Origin of the sequence: Gaoshiqia sediminis (assembly GCF_025907915.1) — a bacterium.
Taxonomy (GTDB): Bacteria; Bacteroidota; Bacteroidia; order Bacteroidales; family Prolixibacteraceae; genus Gaoshiqia; species Gaoshiqia sediminis.
In genome coordinates this window covers 220,246-245,698 of sequence record NZ_JAPAAF010000004.1, presented here as the reverse complement: position 1 = coordinate 245,698, position 25,453 = coordinate 220,246, and the positions used below count along the sequence as shown (strand labels likewise).

The window sequence follows — 25,453 nt, the reverse complement described above, 5'->3', positions numbered from 1 at the left end:
CCCAGGACCCCATCCTTAAAAGGGATGTGCTCTACCAGCTGAGCTACTGAGTCATCCTCGTTATGTGTAGCCTTTTTGTTTAAAGGCGCTGCAAAATTAGATTTTTTCTCTAAAACTTCAAAATAAAATTTCTAAAAAAATCTATTCCGGCTAAACATGATTTTCGGGAGACCACAAAATGAGGAAGATAGAGCCATTTTTTTTCGGACACCCCCTAAACCAGCACCTGAAATAAGTATTTTACTCCATGCCCGGCTAAGCAAATAAGCCTACCTTTACGCAAAAAATCTAACATCAATGACTTTTGAAGGCTACTTCGTTCTGGCTGTTATCGTAATTATGATTGTAGCATTGGTTTACGACTGGATGCGTCCCGGATTGCTGTTATTTTCGGCTCTGGTGGTATTAATGGCTACCGGAGTTATCAATACGCAAGAAAGTCTGGCTGGCTTTTCAAACAAAGGGATGCTTACCGTTGCAGTACTCTTTTTAGTAAGCGAAGGTGTTCGCCAAACCGGAGCCCTAAACATTGTAGCCCGTGCATTTCTGCCCAAACGAAGAGGAAAAATGCCAATCACGTTGGCCAAGATCCTGATCCCGGTTTCGGCTATTTCAGCTTTTCTGAACAACACACCGGTAGTGATCATTTTTGCGCCCATGATTAAAAATTGGGCAGAAAAAATGAACCTCTCCCCGCAAAAATTCCTGATTCCGCTATCGTATGCAACGATCCTGGGCGGTATTTGCACGTTGATCGGCACATCAACCAACTTGGTTGTACACGGATTGATGCTTCAGAACAACCTTTCGGGACTGCACATGTTTGAACTGGGCAAAGTGGGAATTTGGATAGCCTTGGCTGGCTTTATTTACCTTGCTTTTTTAGGCCACAAATTATTGCCTGGCCAAAAAAACCGCAGTAAACGCCACTATCAGGACTACAAAGAGTATTTTCTGGATGCCTGTTTGCCACCGAATAGTTCACTGGTGGGACAGGAGATCAACAATGGACGAACTCATTTGCTGAAAGATATCATCATTCATTCCATTGAACGGGACAATAAAATTATTGATACCCGCAAAGGCAAATTCGAACTTCAACAAGAAGACAAACTGGTAGTAGCTGTGAAAACGGATGCCCTGGTCCCCCTGGTCACTCACCGGAAACTGGAACTGAAAGCGATGAAAGGCTTTGGCAAATTTTATAAAAGTACGGACATCAAACAGATTGAGACAGTTATTGCCCCCCGCTTTCCCGGTATCAACCAAACGATTGACGAATTTGACTTCCTGAACCACTATCAGGCCGAAGTTCTTGCGGTTTACCGGAACGGGGAAACCATCTCGACCAATGTGGGATCGGTGCGCATGAAAGCCGGCGACAGCCTGGTATTGCTCACCAACGAAAACTTCATCAAAAACTGGGGTGAATCCAAGATATTTTACCTCACTTCGTTTATTGGTGAAATTCCCCCACCCCGTTATCGCGGGCAACGTTTGTTCGCCATCCTGCTGGTTTTGCTGATGATTGTTGGCGCAACGGTTGGACGCTATTTGCCCGAAATCAATGGCGAACATCCCGACATGTTTTACTTTGCAGCCATCGTTGCCATTCTGATGGCCTGGATCAACATTTTGCCCAACCGGAAATACACCAAAGCAATCTCGTGGGACGTGCTAATCACCATTGCCTGTGCATTTGGCCTCAGCAAAGCGCTGCAAAACTCCGGCGCAGCCGACAGCATTGCACATACCGCCATCAACTTTTCAAAATCGTTTGGCCCACTTGGCGTGCTGATCACGATCTACCTGATTACCACCCTATTTACCGAAGTAATTACCAACAACGCAGCCGCAGCCCTGGTTTTCCCCATTGCCTACTCGGCCGCCCAGCAAATGAATGTTGATCCGAAACCATTTTTTATCGCCATCTGCATTGCAGCTTCGGCCAGTTTTGCCACGCCAATTGGTTACCAAACCAACCTGTTGGTGCAAGGTTTGGGAAATTACAAATTCAGCGATTACACAAAAGTCGGATTGCCGCTCAACGTTATCGCCTTCATCATTTCCATCATCCTCATTCCGATGATCTGGCCATTTTAGCCGGAAGAATAAGAATTAATACCCATAAAATTTACCCAGAATCAACTATTTTTGCGGGCGAATGTTTTTTTAGACTGAAGGCCATGGCCTCAAAAGAAAAATTTTAACTATGAATAAATACACGCTGACACATTTACGGGAGCTTGAAGCCGAGGCGATTCATATCATCAGGGAGGTGGCTGCCGAATTTGAAAACCCGGTGATGTTGTATTCCATCGGAAAAGACTCATCGGTGATGGTCAGGTTGGCTGAGAAAGCCTTCTACCCGGGAAAAGTTCCTTTCCCATTGATGCATATCGACTCGAAATGGAAATTTCGCGAGATGATCGAATTCCGCGACAACTATGCCAAAGAAAATGGCTGGGACCTGCTAGTGCATTACAACAAGCAAGGTTTCGAATCGGGGGTCGGCCCGTTCACCCACGGAAGTAAAGTTCACACAGATATGATGAAAACACAGGCACTGCTGGAAGGCCTGAACAAATATAAATTTGATGCAGCCTTTGGTGGCGCCCGCCGCGACGAAGAAAAATCGCGTGCTAAAGAGCGGATCTTCTCGTTCCGCGACAAATTCCACCAGTGGGATCCCAAAAACCAACGCCCCGAACTGTGGGACATTTATAATGCCCGTGTACACAAAGGAGAATCTATCCGTGTGTTCCCTATTTCAAACTGGACGGAGTTGGATATCTGGCAGTATATCCGCCTGGAAAACATCCCGATTGTGCCGCTATATTACGCCAAAGAACGCCCTGTTGTGAATGTGGACGGCAACCTGATTATGGTGGACGACGAACGCATGCCAAAAGAACTGGCTGCCAAAGCAGAGATGAAAAGAGTACGTTTCCGAACATTGGGCTGCTACCCGCTTACCGGCGCCATCGAATCGGAGGCAGATACGATTGAAAAAATTGTGGAAGAAATGATGACGGTGACCGTTTCGGAACGCACCACCCGTGTGATCGATTTCGATCAGGAAGCCAGCATGGAGCAAAAGAAACGGGAAGGGTACTTTTAACACCCCGGCCTTCCCAAAGGGGAAGAGATAGAAAAAAATAAAAAAGTTGCGGACAAAATTGAATGAAATGACAACAAATAAAAATTCAGATACAGCTAATCCAAATCATCCCCCCGTCGGGAGAAAAGAGGGGGGCTTTCTCGATATCAAGGCATTCCTCGATCAGGACGAAAAGAAAGACCTGCTCCGTTTGCTTACAGCCGGATCGGTTGACGATGGCAAATCAACCCTGATCGGCCGTTTGCTCTTCGACAGCAAAAAACTTTACGAAGACCAGCTTTCGGCACTCGAACGCGACAGCAAACGCATGGGACACGCCGGTGAAGATATTGATTACGCCTTATTGCTCGACGGGCTGAAAGCGGAACGTGAACAAGGGATCACCATTGACGTGGCTTATCGCTATTTCTCGACCAACAAACGCAAATTTATCATAGCCGACACACCGGGGCACGAACAATATACCCGCAACATGGTAACCGGCGCTTCCACCGCCAACCTGGCCATCATCCTCATTGATGCCACCAAAGGTGTGATCACCCAGACCCGCCGCCATACATTCCTGGTGTCGCTGTTGGGGATCAAACACGTGGTGCTGGCAGTCAACAAAATGGACCTGGTCAATTTCGACCAAAAAATCTTTGATGAGATTTGCGAAGACTACAAAAACTTTGTGGCACAGCTCGATATTCCGGATGTCAACTTCATCCCGATTTCGGCGCTGAAAGGCGACAACGTGGTGGAACCATCCGAGCGGATGCCCTGGTACAAAGGCAAATGTATGCTCGACTTTTTGGAAACCGTACACATCAGCTCCGACCGCAACTTTGACGATATGCGCTACCCGGTACAGTATGTACTGAAACCCGACAACAACTTCCGCGGCTTTTCATCGCGGGTGGCCTCGGGCATTGTGCGCAAAGGCGAAAAAATCATGGTACTTCCTTCGAGAAAAACCTCGGTCATCCGGAACATTGTTTCCTATGACGGCGAACTGGATGAGGCCTTCCCACCACAATCGGTCACCGTTACCCTGGAAGATGAAATTGACATTTCGCGCGGCGACATGATCGTATATCCCGACAATCTTCCACGCATGGAACGCCACTTCGAGTCGATGCTGGTTTGGATGGACGAAAAGCCCATGGATCCGACCACTCACTTTTTTATCAAGCACGCCAACAACAATACCAAGGCGCGCATCGATAAAATTCAATACAAAATTGATGTCAACACGCTTCAAAAATCGGAAATCGATCATTTTGAGCTGAATGAAATAGGCCGTGCAGTGCTGACAACCAATAAGCCGCTATTTTTCGATCCGTATAAAAAGAACAAAAGCACCGGTTCATTTGTGTTGATTGATCCTGTTAGCCACAATACGGTGGCGGTGGGAATGATCATCGACAAACTCAGCGCAGACGACCTGCCCTCACGCATCAGCGATCACGAGAAGGAGCAAATCCGTCGAGGACAAGGGCTGATTTCGGATGAAGCTTACCAGCAGCGATATAAGCAAAAAGGCGCAACGCTTTGGATTACCGGCTTGCATGGGTCAGGCAAAAACGAAATGGCTTTCAGCCTGGAAAAGCAACTGTTCGACATGGGTGCAACCGTCGTGTTGCTCGATGGCAGCTCGGTGCGTTCAGGCTTGTCAAAAGAGTTGGACTACACGCCCACCGACAGGGCTGAGCACCTGCGACGCGTAGCCGAAGTTTGTCGCCTGCTGAACGATCAGGGGATCATTACCATCTGCTCATTCATTTCGCCCGACAAGCACATCCGCGAACAGGTGGCCGAAATTATTGGCCCCGAGCGGTTCCATTTGTTTTTCATGGATGCCAGTATGGAATATTGCCAGAAAAACAAACCCGACTTTTACGCCCAGGAAAACCTGAAGTACGTTCCCGGCATTGACATTCCGTTTGAAGCCCCGGAAAAACCTGCATTGAAACTCAGTCCAACAGATAACGGAAAAAATCCGGAACGATTAATTGAATACTGCCGCGAACAGGGAATTTTCCCTTTATAGAAAGCAGAAACCATTCGGACAAAGAAGTGATCAAGGAAATATAAATAGGTCCGTGACCTCAAAAAATCCCAACAGCCGGAATGCGCCCCTTGCAACATCCGGCTGTTGGGATTTTTTTACCTACACCAATCAATGATCATAAAATACAAGAAAGTACCATTTCCAGCGAACCATTGCACGAATTGGTTGTTTTCTGCTTTGTTCGATGCGATGAAACCTTTTGCGTTGACAAAAATGATTTTTTCCAACTATGTTACACAACAGCAAAAGCTCACATAACAAACCAGTTAGATTGACATCTATCAACTTTTTCAATTGGCTGAATACTGGTTTGTTTGCATCAGATTATTAACTTTGCTGAAAAAGGTACTAAAATGTTTTTTCTCGGACTAACCGGTTCATTGTTACCATACCTGCTCCTGCTGGGAGTGGTGCTGACATTTACCCTGGCAACCAGCCAGGAGGCGTTGGCCAATATGGAAACCAAACCCGATGAGAAGAACATCTCACTTCCTGCTGCTCCCGAAACAACCACCACTTATTCAAACTGTTACCAGTTTCACTGGAGCGATTTCCAGGAAAACCAGAAAATTGGTAATCAGGTTGCTTTTCCTGCCGGTACAGCACTAAAAATACCTTATTTACACCTCACATTTTCCGGTGGAAATTTTGTTGGTACATTTCATTCCAAAAAACATATTGCCCGTTTCTTTGGACTTTCGCCGCCTTGCCTGATGAGCTGATATCAGCAACTCGTTGAAAAGTATCCGAAGTTTCATTTTTTATAGCCATTATGATTGGAATTATTGGTCTTAGCCATAAATCGGCATCTGTACATATTCGAGAAAAATTTGCACTGGATAAAGCAGAAAGCGCCAAACTTGCCAAATCCATCTTCGATAATAAATACATCGAAGAAGTTGTTATCTTGTCCACTTGCAACCGTACTGAAATTTACTTTAAGGCAGACAAATGCTGCTCTACCGGAGCTTTTAGCATCTTGCTGCGTTATCTGCATGATCTTGTTGGGGAAAGCGATGAAATGCACAAGCATTTCTACCGTTTTCAGCACGATGACGCCATCAGACACTTGTTCCGCGTGGTCTCCAGCCTCGAATCGATGGTGTTGGGCGAATACCAGATTGTTTCGCAAATAAAAGAAGCATTCAATCAGGCAAAAGAAAACGGCACGGTGGGGAAAGTGCTGAAGCGATTGTTCAACAAAGCACTTGAAACCGGCAAACTGGTCCGGACCAACACGGCCATGAGCACCGGCGCTTTTTCGGTGAGTTATGCCGCCGTAGAAAAATGCAGCGAGCAATTCGAAAACCTTCAGGATAAAAAAATCCTGTTGATCGGCGCCGGCGAAACCGGAGAACTGGTCATCAAAAATCTTTACAAAAAAGGCTGTAAAAACATCATGGTAACCAACCGTACCCGGAACAAAGCGGAAGAGCTGGCCGCCCGTTACAACGGCAAGTCCCTGCCCTTTCACGATCTGATGCTGGGTATCCATGAAGCCGAAATCATTGTCAGCTCGGTTGCCTGCAAAGAACCAATTTTAGACGCCGGACGGATTATGCCCCACCTCAATGGTCACCCCCGGGTAATGATGATCGATTTGGGGGTACCGCGAAATATTCACCCCGATGTGGCCGGAATTAACGGGGTTTCTCTGCTGAATGTTGATGATTTGGAAGAAGTAGTAGCCGGAAACAAGGAAAAAAAGCAAGCCTACGTTTCGGTCGCCGAAGTAATTATTGCTGAAAAAGTTGCCGATTTTTCCGATTGGTTGAGTACACAAAATCTGTCACCGGTCATTCAAAAAATTATTGCGGCTGTGAATCAGGTTAACCTGAATGAATTGGCTGCTGCGAAAAAATTCCACACCGAAGAAGAATTTCAATTCATGGAAAAATACGGCAAACAAGTTTCGGATAAATTAGTTAATGCATTGATCAAGAGCATGAAGACCATCAGCGATAATGGCCGGAAAACCGAATATGTAAAAGTCATCAACGACCTATTTTCTCCATCCAATGAGTAAAAAAAACATCAAGATAGGCACCCGAGGCAGCAAATTGGCCCTCTGGCAGGCCGAACAAGTGCAAGCGGCTATTTCCGGAGCTTTCCCGCATCTAACAGTCGAAATTGAAATCATCAAAACAAAAGGCGACATTATTTTGGATGTCGCGTTGTCGAAAATCGGAGACAAGGGCCTGTTCACCAAAGAAATAGAAACTGCACTGATAAACGGCGAGATTGACCTGGCCGTTCATAGTTTGAAAGATCTGCCAACTGAATTACCTGAAGGACTGATCATTGGCGGCATGTTGCCCCGTGGCGAAGTGCGCGATGTACTGATTTCAAAGGATGGTCGAAAGCTGACGGAGATGACTGAAAACGACCGGATTGCTACTTCCAGCTTGCGCCGAAAGGCCCAACTGTTGCACTTCAATCCAAATCTGACTATTGTTGACATCCGCGGCAACGTGGATACCCGCATCCAAAAAATGAAAGACGGGCATTGCGATGCACTGGTTATGGCCGGAGCAGGAATTATTCGTCTGGGATACGAAAAACTGATAACCGAATTTCTGGATCCGACAGTAATTTTGCCGGCCGTCAGTCAGGGAGCAGTTGCCATCGAAATCAGGGAAGATGATGAGTTTATCCAACGCGTTGTCGATGCTGTTTCGGATGAACTCACCTGGCAAACTACCATGGCCGAACGCTGGCTTTTGCGTACCCTCGAAGGAGGCTGTCAGGTTCCGGTGGCCTGTTATTCTGAGCCACACGGCAGCCAGCTAAAACTAACAGGGCTGGTGGCCGGCCTGGATGGGAAGACCGTCATTCGGAAAACCGTTGACTGCTCGCTGGACGAAGCATCGGAAAAAGCCATCGAACTCGCCCAGGCCATACTCGATGAAGGTGGAAGAGAAATCCTGGACTCGATCCGGACCGTTTAAACATGGACAAACTACCAGATACAGACATATTACAAGGCAAAATCATCATCTGCACCTATCCGAAAAAAGATCCCGATGATTTTTTTGAAATCATCAGCCAATTGGGCGCTGAGGTGTACTATTTGCCCATGATCGAAGTATCCCCTTCTTTATTTCAATTGCAAAAAGAAATCGGTTCCTATCATTGGCTGGTGTTCACCAGCAAGAATGGCGTTTCTGCTTTTCTACAGGAACAAAAACCGACGAACAGTAATAAAATGGCGGCATTGGGTGAAATAACCGCAGCGGAACTCCTAAAGAATGGTTACGTCGCCGATTTTGTGGGCAGCGGAAAATCGGGAGCTGACTTTGCTGAAGAATTGTCAGGAACCATTCCGCCAGGCAATTCGGTTTTACTGGTACTTGGCAACCTGGCACCGGACACTCTGCAACGTAAATTATCAGCAAATCATCCGGTTGATAGGGTCAATGTTTACCAAACAATTGAACCTGAAAATATCGACGAAAATTTACTGAAGCAAATTGAAGATGATGCTTACGATTTATTGATTGTCAGCAGTCCTTCGGCCATAAAAAACCTGTACGCAACATTGAAACGAAATAAAACCGGCTTGCGGTTGATCAGCATTGGCAAAACAACAACGACTGCCATGAGCGAACTCGGACTGAACCCGTTGGTCACAGCTGCTGAATCCAGTTACAAAGCTTTGGCCGAAGCAACTATCAGCTATTTCAAAAAAGACTTAAAAAACAACACATTATGAGCTATCCAATCACACGGTTAAGAAGACTGCGAAAAACTGCCACTATCCGAAGCATGGTGCGCGAAACCGAAGTAAACCGGGACGACCTGATTATGCCCTATTTTGTTTGCCCTGGCAAAAACGTGAGCAATCCCATCAAATCCATGCCTGGCAATTTCCAATTATCCATCGATCTGCTGGTGAATGAAGTGAAAGATCTGTTCGAAACGACCGGCGTTGATAAAATTCTGCTGTTTGGAATTCCCGAGTCGAAAGATGAAACCGGACATGTGGCCTGCCACTACGACGCCATTGTTCCAAAAGCGATCCGGGCGCTGAAAGAAATTGTTCCCCAAGTGATGATTGTGGCTGATGTTTGCAATTGCGAATATACCACCCACGGCCATTGCGGAACGATCATTAATGGCGATGTGGACAACGACAGTACCTTGCACACGCTCGCCGCTCAATCGGTTACGCTTGCCAAAGCGGGAGCCGACATTATTGCCCCCAGCGATATGATGGACGGTCGCGTAGGCGCCATCCGGAAGGCTTTGGATGAAAACGGATACGAAAACACGCCCATCATGGCCTATTCTGCCAAATACGCTTCTGGCTTTTACGGACCTTTCCGCGATGCCGCCGAAAGCGCTCCGAAATTTGGCGACCGCAGCACCTACCAAATGGATCCGGCAAACAGCGACGAAGCCTTGCGCGAAGTGGAGCAGGATATTATTGAAGGCGCCGACATGGTGATGGTGAAGCCGGCCCTCAGTTATCTCGACATCATCAACCGGGTAAAAACGACCTTCAATATGCCGGTGGTGGCCTACAATGTGAGCGGCGAATTTTCGATGGTGAAAGCTGCGGCTGCCAATGGCTGGGTAGATGGCGAACGCCTGATCAAGGAAATCCTCACCTCAATCAAACGGGCAGGCGCCGATGTAATCATCACTTACCACGCCAAAGAATTTGTATTGAGCGAAATGAAGAAAGGAAACCGAGTTTGAAGTAGGCATCGAATAATTGGTCATTAGTCAATAGTAATTGGTGATTGGTCAACGTGATTTGGGCATTGACAAAGGTCAACTTGAGACTTGGAACTTGAAACTCGAAACTCGAAACTTGAAACTATGAACTACCACAACAGCATACAGGCATTTGAAAAAGCCAGACAACTTATCCCGGGCGGAGTTAACTCACCTGTCCGCGCGTTCAAAAGCGTGCAGGCCGATCCCATTTTTATAAAAAAAGCAAAAGGGGCAAGGATCTGGGATATTGACGACAATGAATATCTTGACTTTGTCGCATCCTGGGGGCCACTGATTTTGGGACACGCGCATGATGAAATCGTTGAAGCAGTAAAAGAGGCAGCCACGCTCGGTACCAGCTATGGAGCGCCAACGCTGATAGAAACCGAGATGGCCGAACTGATTACGGCCATGGTTCCTTCGGTACAAAAAGTACGGATGGTGAACTCGGGCACCGAAGCCACTATGAGCGCCCTGCGACTGGCCCGCGGATTTACAGGCCGCGATTTGGTCGTAAAATTTGCCGGATGCTACCACGGCCATGCCGATAGCTTTCTGATTAAAGCAGGGTCGGGCGCAATCACACTTGGCCTGCCCGACAGTCCGGGGGTTACCAAGGCGGCTGCCCAAAATACATTGACGGCCGAATTCAATAACCTGGAATCGGTTAAAAAACTTTTCGAAGAGCGAGGCCATGACATTGCAGCTGTCATCCTTGAACCGGTAGCCGGGAACATGGGCGTGGTTTTGCCTGAACCCGGTTTTCTGAAAGGATTGCGGGAGTTGACCGAACAGTATGGTTCACTGTTGATTTTTGATGAAGTCATCACCGGCTTCCGCCTGGCGCCTGGCGGCGCCCAGGAACGGTTTGGCATTGAGCCCGACCTGACCACCTTGGGGAAAATCATTGGCGGTGGCCTGCCGGTAGGCGCTTACGGCGGCAAGGCGGAAATCATGAATCAACTGGCACCGGAAGGTCCTGTATACCAAGCCGGTACTTTATCGGGGAATCCATTGGCCATGGCCGCCGGCAAAGTCATGCTAAAAACACTGAAGGACAATCCGAAAATTTATGCCGGTCTGGAACGCAAGGCGACCAACCTGGAAGCCGGGTTAAGCGCAAACCTCGACAAAAAAGGCATCCCTGGTGTTATTAACCGTATTGGCTCGATGATGACTTTGTTTTTCACGCAGGAAAAAGAAGTGAAATCGTTCGACCAGGCCATGAAATCGGACACAGCCCGCTATGCCAGCTATTTCAAAAAATCATTGGAAAGCGGAATTTACCTGGCCCCGTCACAGTTCGAGTGCCTTTTTGTTTCTGATGCCCACACCGATGACGATATCCAGTGCATCATTGCTGCCAGCGAAAAAGCCCTGAAAAGCCTGTAAATTCAACAACCTTCAAAAAGAAGAACATGCAGAACTCGATTTTTCTGGATAAGATAAACGGAAAGAAGACCTCTCGCCCACCGGTTTGGTTTATGCGCCAGGCCGGACGTGTGTTGCCCAACTACAATAAACTAAAGGAACGCTATACCTTTCACGAGTTGATGGAGGATGAAAAACTGGCCGCCGAAGTGACCCTCATGCCCATTTATGATTTGGGGGTTGACGCGGCCATTCTGTTTTCGGACATTCTGGTCATCCCGAATGCGATGGGCATGGAGCTGGAGTTCACCGACCACGGGCCCGTATTCAACAAACCACTGAAGGGATTGTCCAATCCGGCTGATCACCTCTGTCCGGCACCGGAAAAACTGGAATACATTTACCGGAACATTGATGAAATTATCCGTCAACGGCCTGCCAACATTCCCTTAATCGGTTTCTGCGGAGCCCCGCTTACCACCCTGTGCTACATGGTGCAGGGAATCAGTTCAAACCCCAATTTCCCGGAGGCCATCAAGTTTCTTTTTCAGCATAAAAAAGAAGCCCAAAGGCTGATTGATGCTATTGCTGATTTATCAGCCCACTACGCACAAAAGCAAATTGAGCACGGGATTGACGCGTTCCAGCTTTTCGAAACGCATGCCAACCTGGTCCCGGTTGAACTGTACCGGGAACTGTTTATGCCAGCGGTTAAAAAAATTGGCCAGGCTGTTCGCAGTACCGGCACACCGTTCATCTTCTTCCCGAAAGGATTGGGCACCGGCCTGAAGTACGTTACGCCCGATTTGGCCGATTTTGTCAGCATCGACTGGCAAATGCCGCTTGAACACGCGCGGCAGCTGGTCCATCCGGAGGTTGGCCTGCAGGGAAACCTCGATCCCCGCTATTTATATGGAACCCGGCAGGAAATTGAACAGATATTGGAAAATTACAAGCCATTTTTCCGTGAAAATGAAAAATGGATATTCAATCTGGGACACGGATTCCTTCCCGACATTCCTTACGAAAATGCCAAGTTTGTAGTGGACTGGATTAAAAGTACCAACTGGGAATAAATTTGCTCCACCGACTTCCTCCTGGCTAAATCCTGTGCCCGTTCGGCAACCGGCAAACGCCAGTATTCATACGGATCCAAAACGCCATGCCTATTCAAATCGATGAAGGCCAACCCGTAACCTACCCACGCAACTGAAAAGCACACTAAGGATAAAAAATTGCTGAAAATTTCTTCATCGTTTTTCGATTAAAAGGCTTCTGCACCCCGGCACAAAACCGGAAGTGCAGAAAGCCAATTCAACTAACCAATCCATATAAAACGAAACCTGCTATTTTCTGTTAATTTAAACTTAACCGGTCGAAGCTACGCTGTGGAGCCAACGCTTTGCTAACCTGGCCAACATTCATCTCCGAGTCAACCTCAAACGAAGCTGTTTGGTGTATTTTAAGCGAAGAGGCGCCCACTTTCAGGGAGTAGCTTCCCGGTTCGATAATCCAAGCCGAGGCCGCCTCATCGAACGATGCCAAATCGCTTGCATTAATGGTAAAACTGAGAGTTTCGGATTCACCTGGCTGCAACAGACGAGTTTTGCCAAAAGCAACTAATGTTGCTTCGGGTTTTTCCAGTTTGCCGTTCGGGGCACCGGCATATAGCTGAACCACTTCGCGTCCGGCAACCGAACCTGTATTTTTCACTTCAATCGAAGCGGTAAGCGTGCCGTCAAAAGTGGCTGAGCCGAGCTGTAAATTTGCATATTCGAAATTGGTGTATGACAGTCCGTAGCCAAACTCGTAAGCCACAGGCACATTAAACGTGTTGTAGTAGCGGTAGCCCACGTAAATATCTTCTTCATAAACAACCTCCCAGGGAACACGCCGCATAAACGAGAAGCCTGATAAATCGGCCGCATCATCTGTTTGATCCGATTTCACCTCAACGCCCGGAAAATTTTTAGCCGATGGGGCATCCTGATAAGAAAGCGGGAAGGTAACCGCCAGTTTTCCCGAAGGGTTCACCTTGCCGGTAAGCACATCCACTACCGAATTACCGGCTTCCTGTCCCGGCTGCCAGGCCATCAAAACTGCATCGGGCCATTCGCGCCAGCTGGCAGTTTCAATTACGCCGCCCACATTCAGCACCACAATCGCTTTCTTGCCTTTTGCCCGGAATGCCTCCGTCACATCTTTGATCATGGCTTTTTCAGTTGCGGTGAGGTAAAAATCACCCTCCACAGCCTCCCGGTCGCCACCTTCGCCCGAGTTGCGGCCAATAGTGATCAGGGCAACATCTGCCTTACCGGCCATTTTTGCTGCCAGTGCTTTTGCAAGGGGCATTTCTTCAACGGGTTCTTTTCCACCCATGAGTGCTGCCAGCCAATTTTTCGGGTTACCCGATTTTGCCCGGTTTTCCTGAATGTAGGCCTCGTAAATTGCCGCCAATTCCTCATCGGTTTCGAAGCCCCCGTTTTTCAGTCCTTCGATCAGCGAAATGGTATATGCTTCGTTTACATCTCCACTGCCGGTGCCGCCAGCAACAAAATCATAGGAAGTATTTCCGAAAGCAGCTACCTTTTTCAGGTTTTCAGCAATTGGAAGCGCCTGGTTTTTATTTTCGAGCAAGACCATCCCGTCGGTTGCAGCCTGTCGGGTTACGGCTGCATGTGCTTGCAAGTCGGGATTTGAGGAATAAGCATACCCCTTATGTTTGGGGGATTTCAGCATAATTCCCAAGATGCGGGACAGGTTTTGATCCAACACGGCTTCATCCAAACGACCTTCGTTTACGGCTGCAATTAACTCCTGGATTTGCTTCGGCTGACCCGGCTGGATCATATCGTTTCCAGCTTCCATTTGGGCCACCACGTCGCTGCCACCACCCCAGTCAGTCATTACATAACCGGCAAACCCCCAATCATTGCGTAATATTTTTGTCAACAGATCGTGACTTTCGGATGTATAAACGCCATTAATTTTATTATAGGATGACATCACCGTCCATGGTTGCGCCTCTTTCACGGCAATTTCAAAACCTTTCAGATAGATTTCGCGCAACGCCCGCTCACTTACAACCGTGTTTACCGACATCCTGTTGGTTTCCTGATTGTTGGCGGCAAAATGTTTCACAGAGGTGCCCACGCCGTTCGACTGGATGCCGTTAACCATGGCCGCGGCCATTTTACCGGTCACCAGCGGGTCTTCGGAATAGTACTCAAAATTACGTCCGCACAACGGGTCGCGCTGAATATTCATCCCCGGGGCCAGCAACACATCGGCCCCATATTCCAGCACTTCGTTGCCCATCGCCTCGCCTACCCGGTAAACCAGCTCTGTATCCCAACTCGAAGCCAGCACCGTGGCAATCGGGAAAGCCGTGCAATAATAAGTTCGCTCCTCGCCTTTTCTTTTGGGTGAAATCCGCAAACCGGCCGGCCCATCGGCCAATACCTGCGAGCTAATGCCTATTTCCGGAAATTCGGAGCTAAAACCTGCCGCACCCGGGAGATATTTCCGTATGCGATCAACCATATTGGTGTACAGGGTGTCTGTATTTTCGTCCATTTTCCGATCGCCAAACATATTTTTGATGGAATCCGGCAAATCCATGAACATACCTGTACCAATCAACAACTGAGCCTTTTGTTCCAAACTCAAGGCCGAAACCATCTCCTCTACTCTTTCCTGATCGGTTTTTCCCTTTTCGGAAAGATTACAACCAGTAATTCCAGCCATTACCAACATCAACAAGGAGAACTGAATCATTCGTTTTTTATAAGACCATTTTTTATTCATAATCGATTATTCTTCTAAAATTTAATTTCTTCTATTTCATAAAAGAGGCATTGTTCAGTCAGTCGAAACATTGCCGCACAATCTTGAATTGAGCACCCCCGCTCAAAAACAAGAACAAAGTCAACCAGAATCAAGCAAATCAAACATTCACGTCGTATTGACACAATGATAGATTTAAAAAATGAAAGTACAAACCAGATATGTTATACAACCAAAATTTCCTGATCTGGATGAATTCTGAGAGAAGCAGAAATGGAGACCGGACGATTAGCTTCGATTTCATCGGCGAATATTCCCGGAACGAGGCACAGCGCCCGGTCAACTTTTAAAGTTTGATTATTTACAGCAATTGCCGGGCTGACCGGTCGGGATCATTTTTCAATTCCGGTACATCAGTCAAAACCATGGTTTCTCCCGTTTCAGGAGAATAAGGTTTCCATTCCGGCAGGCCTCCTCCGTTTGGATTTCCGGTTTTCATAAACTGAAACAAAGCCGAGGACATTTTATCTGCTAACTGCCGTGGACGTTTTCCACCGCCCGTGTGCGTCAGCATCAGGTCGGTATTGGCAAACCAGAAACAAATATCCAGGCAATGAAAGGCGCGCATGCGGTTGTTGAATAAAGGGGGCTCCCATCCAAACCAGGCCAGGTAAACCGGTGCCGTCTGAGCAGTTTTTGCATTGGCCGTTTCGATCGCCCCTTTCCGGTTGCTGCTAACCAGGGTCATAATTTCGATAGGCTTGGCATTCGGGAAAGTTTTGGCATACGCCTCGTAAACCGCTTGTGCTTTATCGCCTAAGCCACCGCCAAATCCGGCACGCTCTTTCAGCATCTCCACGGCTTTCTCTGCTGTGATACTTTCCATCTCGGGCATGGTACGGGCCATTCCCCACTCGTGAAAAGTGGTGCAAATCAGCATGGGTACAACAGCCGACAGGCCAGTTGGATCGGCATAAAACTGCCCTTTGGGAAGGTTAACCCCGTCGGCCACCGGGGCAAAACCGCCGCGCATACCGGCAGTCCCCATCTCAGTCGCAGCTTTCTGGGCCGCCTTATTAGCCAGTAAGATGTATTCTTTCCAGGGCATCTCCTGAAGTTTGTCCACCTCGGAAGCCGTTAGTCCTGCCTCTTTCAAAATATATTCGCCAATCTTCCTCGAATAGTCCTGGTCCATTGCTTTAATGGTGGATCCACTCAGCGGAACAGCTTTGTGAAATAGCCCTTTTGCCTGAGGCATCGCAGTCAGTATGCAGACTTTTGCGCCGCCGCCCGATTGCCCCATGATGGTTACATTGGCAGGATCACCACCAAAGTTGGAGATATTGTCCTTCACCCACCGAAGGGCAGCGACCATATCGAGTGCGCCAACATTGCCGGAATGAGCATACTTTTCACCGCCAACCGCTGACAGATCGGAAAAGCCGATTGGCCCCAGCCGGTGATTGATCGATACAAATACGATGTCGCCCTTGCGGCTCAGGTTTTCGCCATCGTAGCCGTCCTGCTCAATGCCGTTTCCGTTGGTGTAGCCGCCGCCGTGCAGCCACACCAGCACCGAACGTTTCTTATTGTCGGGCGCAGGGGTCCAGATGTTCAACTTCAGGCAATCTTCACTCACATCGTCGTAGTTCCAGTGATCAACAAACGAGGAATACGCGTTTGCGTAGCGGTTGTCCATCAATTGAGGGGCTGTGTTTCCCCACCAAACAGTTGGTAATATCCCGTTCCAGAGTTGAGGTGGCAGGGGAGGCATAAAGCGGTTTTTGCCCGAGGTATCGGCCCCGTATGGGATTCCACGAAACTGGTGGATTCCACGCAAAATAAAACCCTTCACTTTTCCGTATTGAGTTTCGGCAATGGCAATATCATCGCCGATAAACAACTGCTGATCATCGTCATCCGTTGATAAATTATTGAGGGCTGAATAACCACTTAATGGCACCGATGCCAATCCGATCCCGGCAGCACCAACCCCAAGGGTCTGAAAAAAGTTACGTCTGTTAGTTTTCATATTGCATAAGATTTAGGTTGATTTTATTTCAATGTCACTTCTTTTTTCAGCTTGATATCGCCGGCTGATGAGCCAACCAGCAATTCGATATTGCAGAAATCGTCGTTCCACCTCTGAAGCGTTTCATCCCAATACTGAAGATTTTTTACCGGGATTTCCAACGAAACCGTTTTGCTTTCACCAGGATTTAATGGCACACGAGAAAATGCCTTGAGTTCTTTATAAGGCCACTCCACCGATGGGTTTATCCGATGAATATAAGCCTGGACCACTTCGTCGGCTGCAGCCGAACCTGTATTTTTCAGCTCAAAGGAAACGGTAATCACATCGTTTTTTCCATACCTATCTTTGTCAGTTTTCAGATCGGAATATTCAAAATTGGTGTAAGTAAGCCCGTAACCAAACGGGTACATCACGGGAATGTTCTTCGTATCGAACCATCGGTAACCCACCAGCGATTCTTCGGAATAGATAGCGGTATTTGGATCGTCATTTAATTTTTCATCCGGTGCATTGTCTTCAGATTTTTCCACTTTTTCGGTTTCCGAAACCAGGTCGGCAAAAATATCGGCTCCCTTTTTACCCTGCGGATAATTACCCAAAGCATAAGCAGGTGAATCTTCCAGTTTTATCGGAAGTGTAAAAGGCAAACGCCCACTGGGTGATATATTTCCAACCAATACATCGGCCAGCGCATTTCCACCTTCAGTTCCGTTAAACCAGGAAATCAGCAGCGCTTTTGAAAGGGGTTGTACTACATTCAGATCGTTTGGGGCACCACTGACAAGAACGGTTACAATGTTCGGATTTACCGCGGCAATTGCCTGGATTAAATCATCCTGTCCGGAAGGCAATTGCATGTCTTTCCGGTCGCTGCCTTCGGTTTCCACAGCCCGGTCGTTGCCACCTACAAAAAGAACCAGATCAGCTTTCGAGGCCACTTCTACGGCTTCTTTTGTCAATTTTTCAGCTACTGCTTCTGTCTCACGGGCCTCCTTTTCAATTTCTTCGGGTGTCTTTTTCCTGAACATATCGGCAAAACTAAAAACAACAGGCTCGTACCCTTTTGCATAAACAATCTCTGCCCGATCGCCAATTTTGTTTCTCAAGCCTTCGAGTGGAGTGACTTCATACAATGTTTTCACACCGGCCCCCATTCCGCCAAGCCCCAGAGTCTGTTCGGCATTAGCCCCAATAACTGCAAATACCTGTTTTTTACTAAGATCTAAAGGAAGGACACCTTCATTCTTCAACAATACAATTGACTTTGAAGCTACATCATACGCAATTTGTTGTTGTGCCGGTTGTGAAGTGACTTCCTTGTTGGCTTCGTCGGCCGGAATTGGCTTAATTGCCAGCCGAACGCGTAAAATTTCGCGAACGCGCTGGTTGATGATTTCTTCGGAAACCAATCCTGCTTTTACCGAATCGAGCAAAGCATCTCCCAGAAATCTTTTAGTTGGCATCTCAATATTCAGGCCGTTGGTTATGGCATCAACGGTGCTGTGTGTACCATTCCAGTCTGAAATGACCAAGCCTGCAAAGCCCCATTCGTCGCGTAGAATTTTGTTGAGCAGGATATCGTTTTCGGCACACCACCAACCGTTTACTTTATTATAGGCAGCCATTACACCATAGGCATCTGCCTCTTCAACAGCCGCCTGAAATGGAGGAAGGTAAATTTCGCGCATGGCACGTTCGCCAACAATCACATTTACTGTTCCCCGGTTATTCTCCTGGTTGTTGAGGGCATAGTGTTTTAAACAAGCTGCGGCCCCGTTGTCCTGGACGCCTTTGGTATAACCGACCGATAACCTCGAACTTAAAAACGGGTCTTCGCTTAAATATTCGTAAGTACGTCCTCCTGTTGGAATGCGTTGAATATTTATGGCCGGTCCAAGGATCATATCTTTCCCTCGCAACCGGGCCTCACGAGCCATACCAGTTCCATAAGCATAAGCCAGTTCGGGACTCCAGGTAGCTGCCAATGCCGAACCGGTAGGGAAAAAAGTAGCTTTATCGGTTTCCCATCCCAAAGGCATCCAGCCATCCGGTTGCATTTCTTCGCGAATGCCAAAGGGGCCATCCGCATATATCATATCGGCAATTCCCAACCGTTCAACTCCTGCCGATACAAACATATGTTTTGCATGGAGCATGTTTATTTTTTCATCCAATGTCATTTGTCCGATAATCCCATCAATCTGTTTATCGTACTGAAGTAAAGCTGACTGGCGCACATTTTCGGCAGTGCAACCTCCCAGAACGATTGTAAAAAGAATAGTTGTTAAAAGTTTGGCCAGATTCATTTTTTTAGTTTAATGTGTTCATACTGTTATATCAAAGATCAATATTTCTAATGTGGAAAAGAGAACCATAATTCTGTTCATGATGAACGATTTATTTTCGGAAACAATCGGTGACGAAGGGAATCGCAATATACAAGGCCGAGTGCCAGTATTCCCAGGTGTGGCCGCCATCGCGGATGCGGATTTGCATGGGGATTCCGGCCTGTCGCATGGCCATGATCAATTCGAGGTTAGGTCGTAACGTAAAATCGTCGTCACCGCAATCAATAAACCAATTTACGGTTTTCATCGCCTCAACCTTCCCTGCATCCGCATATTCAACCAGTTTTACACAATTGTTGTCGTCCACCAGTTGATGTATTTTTTTCTGAACCGGATCGTTATCGGTATTCAACCAAAACAACTCTTTCTGATGGTACAAATAAGCGCTCATGGCATAAGCAGCACAAAACATTTCGGGATGATGAGACGCGTATACGAAAGTTCCGCCGCCTCCCATTGAAAGCCCGGCAATAGCCCGGTGCTTTTTATCGGCAATCACCCTATAATTCGATTCAATAAAGGGAATCAGTTCCTGGAAAAAATAGTCTTCATATTGCCATTCCGGGTTGTTGAAATAATTCATGAATGTTTTTCCGGCCTCCGGGCAAACAATGATCATTTCGGTTGCCTCGTTCGATTCGATCAGTTGATTGGCAACTCCGGCCAGGCTTCCTTTTTGCGGCCAGTCGGTATGGCTGCCACCACCACCATGTAACAAGTAAAGCACAGGGTATGACTTTCCCGTATTTTCCATATAGTTTTTGGGGAGGTAAACCGCATACTCGCGGTCTTCGTTTAAAATTTTGCTGGGCATGGTTTTGTATTCCACTTTTCCCATGGCAGGCCATTGTGCAAAAGCGGTGAACACAATACATATAAAAACGAATGAGCCAATTATTTTTTTCATTTTGAGCAATTTAAGTTTAAATTTTCTTTTCCAAACGCCATGCATTCGCGGCGCTTCAAATTGTCGTATTCGGACATATTGTACCCTTCAATCATTTTTCGGGACTCTTTATCCATCAAACCATTTAGTTGATGTTTTCCGGATCGAAGACAATGCTTGCACTTCCGTTGGTGGTAATCATCGGGTTTTGCGCGCCGATCGGCACTTTTACCGAGTAAGGTTTTGCCTCGGGGGCTACTCCTTTTGAAAGTTCCCCGGCAAGTATCCGCATATCGGTGATGTATGCTTTGTCAAATGCTTTTTTGACATAAGGATAATGGCCGCAATAGATTCCGGAGATGCCATTTTCCATCAAAGCTTCCATTTTTCGGCACGATTCGGCATAAGTGGCCATAGAAACATGTGGCTGTAACTGCATCCACACCTGCCCCGAACCAAATGCATCACCCGAGTAACAGTTACCTGTTTTCCAATCGAGCAAAACGATTGAACCGGGAGTATGGCCCGGCATTAAGCGAACCTCCAATACTGTTTCGCCCAAATCAATTTTCTGTCCATCGGCAACAAAATTGACTTTTCCTCCATACGAAACCCCTTTTCGTCCAAGTAGTAAGGTATCGGCCGGATGATAATGGATTTCATCGAAAAAGCGGACGTTGCCTGCATGATCAGGATGCAGGTGGGTAACGACAACACAAAGCGGCTTTGCAGTGATCAGTTTAACAATGGAGTCAAGTTTCTCTGTTTTGGTCCCTGTGTCAATAAGCATGGCCTTTTGTGTCCCTTCTATCAGGTACATGGTGGTATGATCGCTGGTTTCCATCACCCACATATTTTTTTCGAATTTGGTGATCGTAAGCTCATTGTTTCTGAAAACTTCCTGCCCGGAAGAGGAAATTCCGGCAAAACATGCCAGCATAAGAGCGATTAAGAAGATCGGCTTCATGGTTAGGTAATTTATTCGGTTAAAACAATCTGGCCCGGCATAGTTGAGAGAAAAAACAAACCACAGAGATTCGCAGAAATCAGGAGGAGAATAAAGAAGTGAAGATCTTCCCCTTCTGTTCTAATTTCCTGAAAACTCTGTGGTTTATCCATCCATTCTATTTAAAAAGCATTGGTGCAAATTGTGAAAGGTACACGCGCCAGTTGGTCCAGGTATGGCCACCGTCAGTTTCCACGTAATTGTATTTCATGCCCATATTATCGAGTTTAGAGCGGTATTCTTCGCCCGATTTATAGAGAAAGTCGGTTTTGCCCATGCCAATCCAGTAAAGCTTGTAGCCATTTTCCATTTGCTTTTCCAAGCTTCCGTCAATATCGTTGTACACTTCGTGAGAAACATCCTGATTGGGCAAAATAGCCGCCGAGAACAAGCCCACATAATCGAATGTGTTGGGATAATAGCGTGAGATGTGCAGCGAATGGAATCCGCCCATGGAAAGTCCGGCAATGGCCCGGTTAGCGTTGTCTGTCTTGACGCGATAGTTGCTTTCAACAAACTTCATGATGTCGGGGAACGAAGCCTCGTAGTTGCCGTCCATGGTGTTGGGCACCATAAACTGTGGTTTGTAGAATCCCCTCAGGCCTTCGCCGGGCGCTGCCGATTGCGAAACGTTTCCGTTGGGCAACACCACAATCATTGGCTTTGCTTTTCCCTGGGCAATGAGGTTATCCATGATTTGCGATAGGCGCCCCAGGTTAATCCAGGCTTCTTCGTCTCCGCCGGCACCATGTAACAGGTACAGTACCGGGTAATTATCAGTGCTGCTTTCGTAACCCGGAGGGGTATAAATGGTTATGCGGCGTTGCTTTTTCAAGCTAGGTGAGTCGTACCACCGGCGGATTACCGAACCGTGTAGAACATCATTTACTGAATACAAATCGCCTTTTCCGCCCCCAACGATAAACACATTGGTGACTGATGCCACATCGCGAATCAGAAAGGGATTGTTTGGATCGGTGCTGCGAAGACCGTCAACCAGAAAAGCATAACCATAAAGGTCAGATTCAAGCGGCTTGGTTGTGAAAGACCACACCCCCTTGTCGTCTTTTATCATTAATTCGGAGCCGGGCACCCAACCTTCTGAGGGCATCCAATCGCCGGTAAGTTTTACTTCTTTGGCATCAGGGGCCTGAAAGCGAAAGGTTACCGTTTTATCCGAGTTTACTTCGGGCGAGGTAATTTGCGCTCCACCCCAAAGCGCTTGTTGGGCAGATGCCGATGCGCAAAACAGAATCACTAAAATTGTAAGTGAGAAGATTCGTTTCATTCTTTTCGTTTTTAGTTAGATTAATAGGTGTTAGACTTGAAACATCTTATTGTGTTTAATCGACACAAATCTATTTTTTATTTATTTTCTATTCGATTATTCAAGCGATAAAAATTGACCTTGAATAAAACATGCATCACTTAAACTGATCTTCATCCAGACGGAAAAATCGGACCGCATTATTGAAAAGGATGTCCCGTTTCTGGTTGAAAGATAAGTATTGTGCATTTTCGATAACGCCAATTGAAGTTTCAAACAGTTTTGGCCACATCATAAAATCAGTGCCATACATAATTCGTTTTCCGAAACCTGCCTGCACGATCCGTTTAATGTAGGCATGAATTTCATCGAGCGGATAGCTCCAGATGAAGCCGGAAATATCGCAATACACATACGCATTGGCTCCCATCAGGGCTATCAGTTCATCAATCATCGGGTAACCGGCGTGCATAATCCAAACCTTTAGGTTGGGGTGACGGGCCAGCAAGTCTTCCAGAATAAAGGGATTACCGAGCGATGCACGATATTTTGGCTGGGTCAGGTTTGCCATCCCGTTTCCACCAGTACCCAAATGGATACCAACAGGAATGCCTAACTCTTCTGCAATACCAAAATATTCGTCCAAAGAAAGATCGCTTGGCGAAATACCCTGATACTGGGGGGCACACTCCCCCATTACTTTATAAAAACCATTTGACAAAGAATCCCGAAAAGCTTCAACCGACATTTCATTCGCGTTGCTGATCCCAATTCCGGGAATGATCCGCCCTTTGGGCGCTGCATTGTACCATCGATGAAGAATTTCAGCATCGCTAAAAGCAACGATAGTCATATTCAACCGCTCCATGGTTTCCAAAACCGCCGCCTGCATTTCCTCATCACTCCTGGCTGGTTGAAGCGGATCGGAACAATCCAGGTTCATGAAAAACGGCGCAGGTTCGTTCGGATCGGCTCCCGGCATATCACTCAAAAACCAGGGACACATCGGCGACGACCAGGCCGGATTTACTTTCATGGTATGCACATGTACATCAATGATCGGCAAAGGTTTGGCAGGCGCTGACGATTGTGAATAAGCGTTTAGTCCACAGGCTATGCAAAATAAAAAGAGGGTGCTTTTAATTTTATCCATTTTCATATTTTTCCAGTTTTGTGAAAGCTGATCCGGATACTAATTCAGTATTCTTCTTTTCTGAAAATATCCGGAACAGCCTTTTCATTATTAAGATACTACCAACCTGGATTTTGAACCAGATTATCATTCACATTCATTTCATGCTCCGGGAAAGGCAGCAACTCATGTTTTCCTGCTTTAAAGCCATAAACCGGATTTGTATAGGGAAAGCTGACATTGTGCGTTCCGTCTTCGTTCAAGCCTGAGAAAACGGGAACTTGCTTTCCCTGCTCTGCCAAGGCAGTGACGGCGTCTCCCCAACGCACCAAATCCTGATATCTGATTTGCTCGATACACAATTCCAGCCGTTTTTCCTTTTTAATGTCGTCCAACGTAACAGCAGATAAGTTAGGTAACTGTGCCCGGGTACGAATTTGGTTGATGTAGTTGAGGGCACCATCGTCGTCGCCGGATAGCAGGCAGGCCTCCGCCGCCAGCAGAAGCACTTCGGCATAACGCATAATCCGGTAGTTATTATCGGTAGCCAACCCCCACGAATTGGGAATAACTTCGGATCCCAGGAATCGCCATTTCCAGTTGAAATAACCTTCGTGTCCATAAAGGCTGGTACCGGCATTCACCGTAACCGGGGCTGCCGGAGCGCCGATATTCATTACTTGGTGATAGGATTTCATGGTAGCATTCAGCCGGTAACCATCAGTCCCTTCCATTTCAACAAAAGCATCGTACAAATTTCCCCTGGGATTAGCAAACCCCCAGCCTCCGGGATACAAATCGTGCGCCCCAAACCAGTATCCGTTCAGGTCGAGCCGGTCGCTTCGCCAACCGTACATATTGCCCAAAATAGTTGTTCCCTGGTTAAAAGCATTTTCGCCATCGTTTATCGAGTTAACTTCGAAAATGTTTTCCGGGCCGAAATCTTCCACTTTTCGGAGCACATTTTCGTAATTGTCAATCAATTCATATTTGCCGGAATTGATAACTGACTTTAAGGTGGTGGCTGCATCGCTGTATTTTCCCTGAAAAACCTGTGCCTTGCCCAAAAATGAAAGGGCTGCCTGCTTGGTCAGCCTGCCACCGACAGATTTGTCAGCTGCACTTGCTTTTTCGGGCAACACCCCGGATGCGGCAGCTTCTGACAAATCGGTTTCAATTTGCGCCCAAATTTCGCTTATTGTTCCGTTTGGCTGTTGGTACTCGCTTGGCGTAAGTTGGCTGGTTACAAAAGGAACCGGGCCCCATAAAGTTACCAGGTTGAAATAAGCCCATCCGCGCGCCACTTTCGCTTCGGCTATAGCCCGGCGTTTTGCCTCCGTATCATCCGTAAAATTGTTGATCACCAGGTTTGATCTATAAATCAGGGTATAAAGTCCACTAAAATAGTCGGACATGGTTGAGTTTGAAGTGGAAAACCGGTATTCGCTCAGCTGCTCCAGAATAGAGTTATCACCCCGTGCACCACCTCCTGAGTAAATATCATCAGAAAGTGTATTTTTCAGGAAGAAATCGTTATACGCCTGGCTCCGCCACTGAAGATACACAGCTGCAATGGCTTCTTCCGCATCTATATCCGTTTGATAAAAATTTTCAATCGAAGTGCTCCCTTGCTGTTCCACATCATCCAACAGGCTTTCACAAGCAGTAAAAAAGCCCATGCTGAATAAGATAGCGATCAGGTATATTAATTTTGTTCTCATAATTT

18 protein-coding genes are annotated in these 25,453 nt (G+C 47.0%); 10 read left to right on the top strand and 8 right to left on the bottom strand.

The features are described 5' to 3' along the window. The first annotated feature begins 297 nt into the window (after window positions 1–297). The 10 genes from N2K84_RS05045 (at window position 298) to hemE (ending at window position 12,343) form a co-directional block, all read left to right on the top strand. Window positions 298–2,103 (top strand): SLC13 family permease, encoded by a 1,806-nt coding sequence (locus tag N2K84_RS05045; RefSeq protein WP_282590693.1) that lies wholly within the window; start codon window positions 298–300, stop codon window positions 2,101–2,103. A gap of 109 nt (window positions 2,104–2,212) precedes the next feature. Next, window positions 2,213–3,121, top strand: a complete 909-nt coding sequence (cysD, locus tag N2K84_RS05040) for a sulfate adenylyltransferase subunit CysD (RefSeq protein ID WP_282590692.1) — start codon at window positions 2,213–2,215, stop codon at window positions 3,119–3,121. Between the two features lie 67 nt (window positions 3,122–3,188). Continuing rightward, window positions 3,189–5,153, top strand: coding sequence for a sulfate adenylyltransferase subunit CysN (gene cysN, locus N2K84_RS05035; protein ID WP_282590691.1), 1,965 nt, complete (start codon window positions 3,189–3,191; stop codon window positions 5,151–5,153). A 374-nt stretch (window positions 5,154–5,527) separates the two neighbouring features. Next, entirely contained in the window at window positions 5,528–5,896 is a 369-nt protein-coding gene (locus N2K84_RS05030) for a hypothetical protein (RefSeq protein ID WP_282590690.1), read from the top strand. Between the two features lie 50 nt (window positions 5,897–5,946). Next, window positions 5,947–7,200 carry a glutamyl-tRNA reductase gene (hemA, locus tag N2K84_RS05025; RefSeq protein ID WP_282590689.1) on the top strand — a complete coding sequence of 418 codons (1,254 nt, stop codon included), beginning with the start codon at window positions 5,947–5,949 and terminating at the stop codon, window positions 7,198–7,200. Next, window positions 7,193–8,122 carry a hydroxymethylbilane synthase gene (gene hemC, locus N2K84_RS05020; protein WP_282590688.1) on the top strand — a complete coding sequence of 310 codons (930 nt, stop codon included), beginning with the start codon at window positions 7,193–7,195 and terminating at the stop codon, window positions 8,120–8,122. Before hemA ends, hemC begins: the two co-directional genes overlap by 8 nt. 2 nt (window positions 8,123–8,124) lie before the next feature. Continuing rightward, the gene (locus N2K84_RS05015; protein ID WP_282590687.1) at window positions 8,125–8,886 is read left to right on the top strand and encodes a uroporphyrinogen-III synthase; all 762 of its coding nucleotides are present in this window, start codon (window positions 8,125–8,127) and stop codon (window positions 8,884–8,886) included. After that, complete coding sequence (gene hemB, locus N2K84_RS05010; RefSeq protein ID WP_282590686.1) at window positions 8,883–9,875, top strand: porphobilinogen synthase; 993 nt, start codon at window positions 8,883–8,885, stop codon at window positions 9,873–9,875. The genes N2K84_RS05015 and hemB overlap by 4 nt, the downstream gene beginning before the upstream one ends. 123 nt (window positions 9,876–9,998) lie before the next feature. Continuing rightward, window positions 9,999–11,288 (top strand): glutamate-1-semialdehyde 2,1-aminomutase, encoded by a 1,290-nt coding sequence (gene hemL, locus N2K84_RS05005; protein ID WP_282590685.1) that lies wholly within the window; start codon window positions 9,999–10,001, stop codon window positions 11,286–11,288. 26 nt (window positions 11,289–11,314) lie between these two features. Next, window positions 11,315–12,343 carry a uroporphyrinogen decarboxylase gene (gene hemE / locus N2K84_RS05000; protein WP_282590684.1) on the top strand — a complete coding sequence of 343 codons (1,029 nt, stop codon included), beginning with the start codon at window positions 11,315–11,317 and terminating at the stop codon, window positions 12,341–12,343. Between the two features lie 280 nt (window positions 12,344–12,623). Here the strand turns inward: hemE and N2K84_RS04995 are convergent, their stop codons facing one another. The 8 genes from N2K84_RS04995 to N2K84_RS04960 all read right to left on the bottom strand — a co-directional run bounded on the left by N2K84_RS04995 (window position 12,624) and on the right by N2K84_RS04960 (window position 25,448). Beyond that, complete coding sequence (locus N2K84_RS04995; RefSeq protein WP_282590683.1) at window positions 12,624–15,074, bottom strand: glycoside hydrolase family 3 C-terminal domain-containing protein; 2,451 nt, start codon at window positions 15,072–15,074, stop codon at window positions 12,624–12,626. A 340-nt stretch (window positions 15,075–15,414) separates the two neighbouring features. Next, window positions 15,415–17,085 carry a carboxylesterase/lipase family protein gene (locus N2K84_RS04990; RefSeq protein WP_282590682.1) on the bottom strand — a complete coding sequence of 557 codons (1,671 nt, stop codon included), beginning with the start codon at window positions 17,083–17,085 and terminating at the stop codon, window positions 15,415–15,417. A 23-nt stretch (window positions 17,086–17,108) separates the two neighbouring features. Next, on the bottom strand, window positions 17,109–19,394 hold the full coding sequence (locus tag N2K84_RS04985) for a glycoside hydrolase family 3 C-terminal domain-containing protein (RefSeq protein WP_282590681.1): 2,286 nt from the start codon (window positions 19,392–19,394) through the stop codon (window positions 17,109–17,111). 91 nt (window positions 19,395–19,485) lie between these two features. Continuing rightward, on the bottom strand, window positions 19,486–20,343 hold the full coding sequence (locus tag N2K84_RS04980; RefSeq protein ID WP_282590680.1) for an alpha/beta hydrolase: 858 nt from the start codon (window positions 20,341–20,343) through the stop codon (window positions 19,486–19,488). Between the two features lie 124 nt (window positions 20,344–20,467). Beyond that, entirely contained in the window at window positions 20,468–21,289 is an 822-nt protein-coding gene (locus tag N2K84_RS04975; protein WP_282590679.1) for an MBL fold metallo-hydrolase, read from the bottom strand. 157 nt (window positions 21,290–21,446) lie between these two features. Then, window positions 21,447–22,616, bottom strand: coding sequence for an esterase (locus N2K84_RS04970; protein WP_282590678.1), 1,170 nt, complete (start codon window positions 22,614–22,616; stop codon window positions 21,447–21,449). 136 nt (window positions 22,617–22,752) lie between these two features. Continuing rightward, a complete protein-coding gene (locus tag N2K84_RS04965; RefSeq protein WP_282590677.1) occupies window positions 22,753–23,748 on the bottom strand; it encodes an amidohydrolase family protein in 996 nt (331 codons plus the stop codon). Between the two features lie 98 nt (window positions 23,749–23,846). Then, complete coding sequence (locus N2K84_RS04960; RefSeq protein ID WP_282590676.1) at window positions 23,847–25,448, bottom strand: RagB/SusD family nutrient uptake outer membrane protein; 1,602 nt, start codon at window positions 25,446–25,448, stop codon at window positions 23,847–23,849. Window positions 25,449–25,453: the final 5 nt, after the last annotated feature.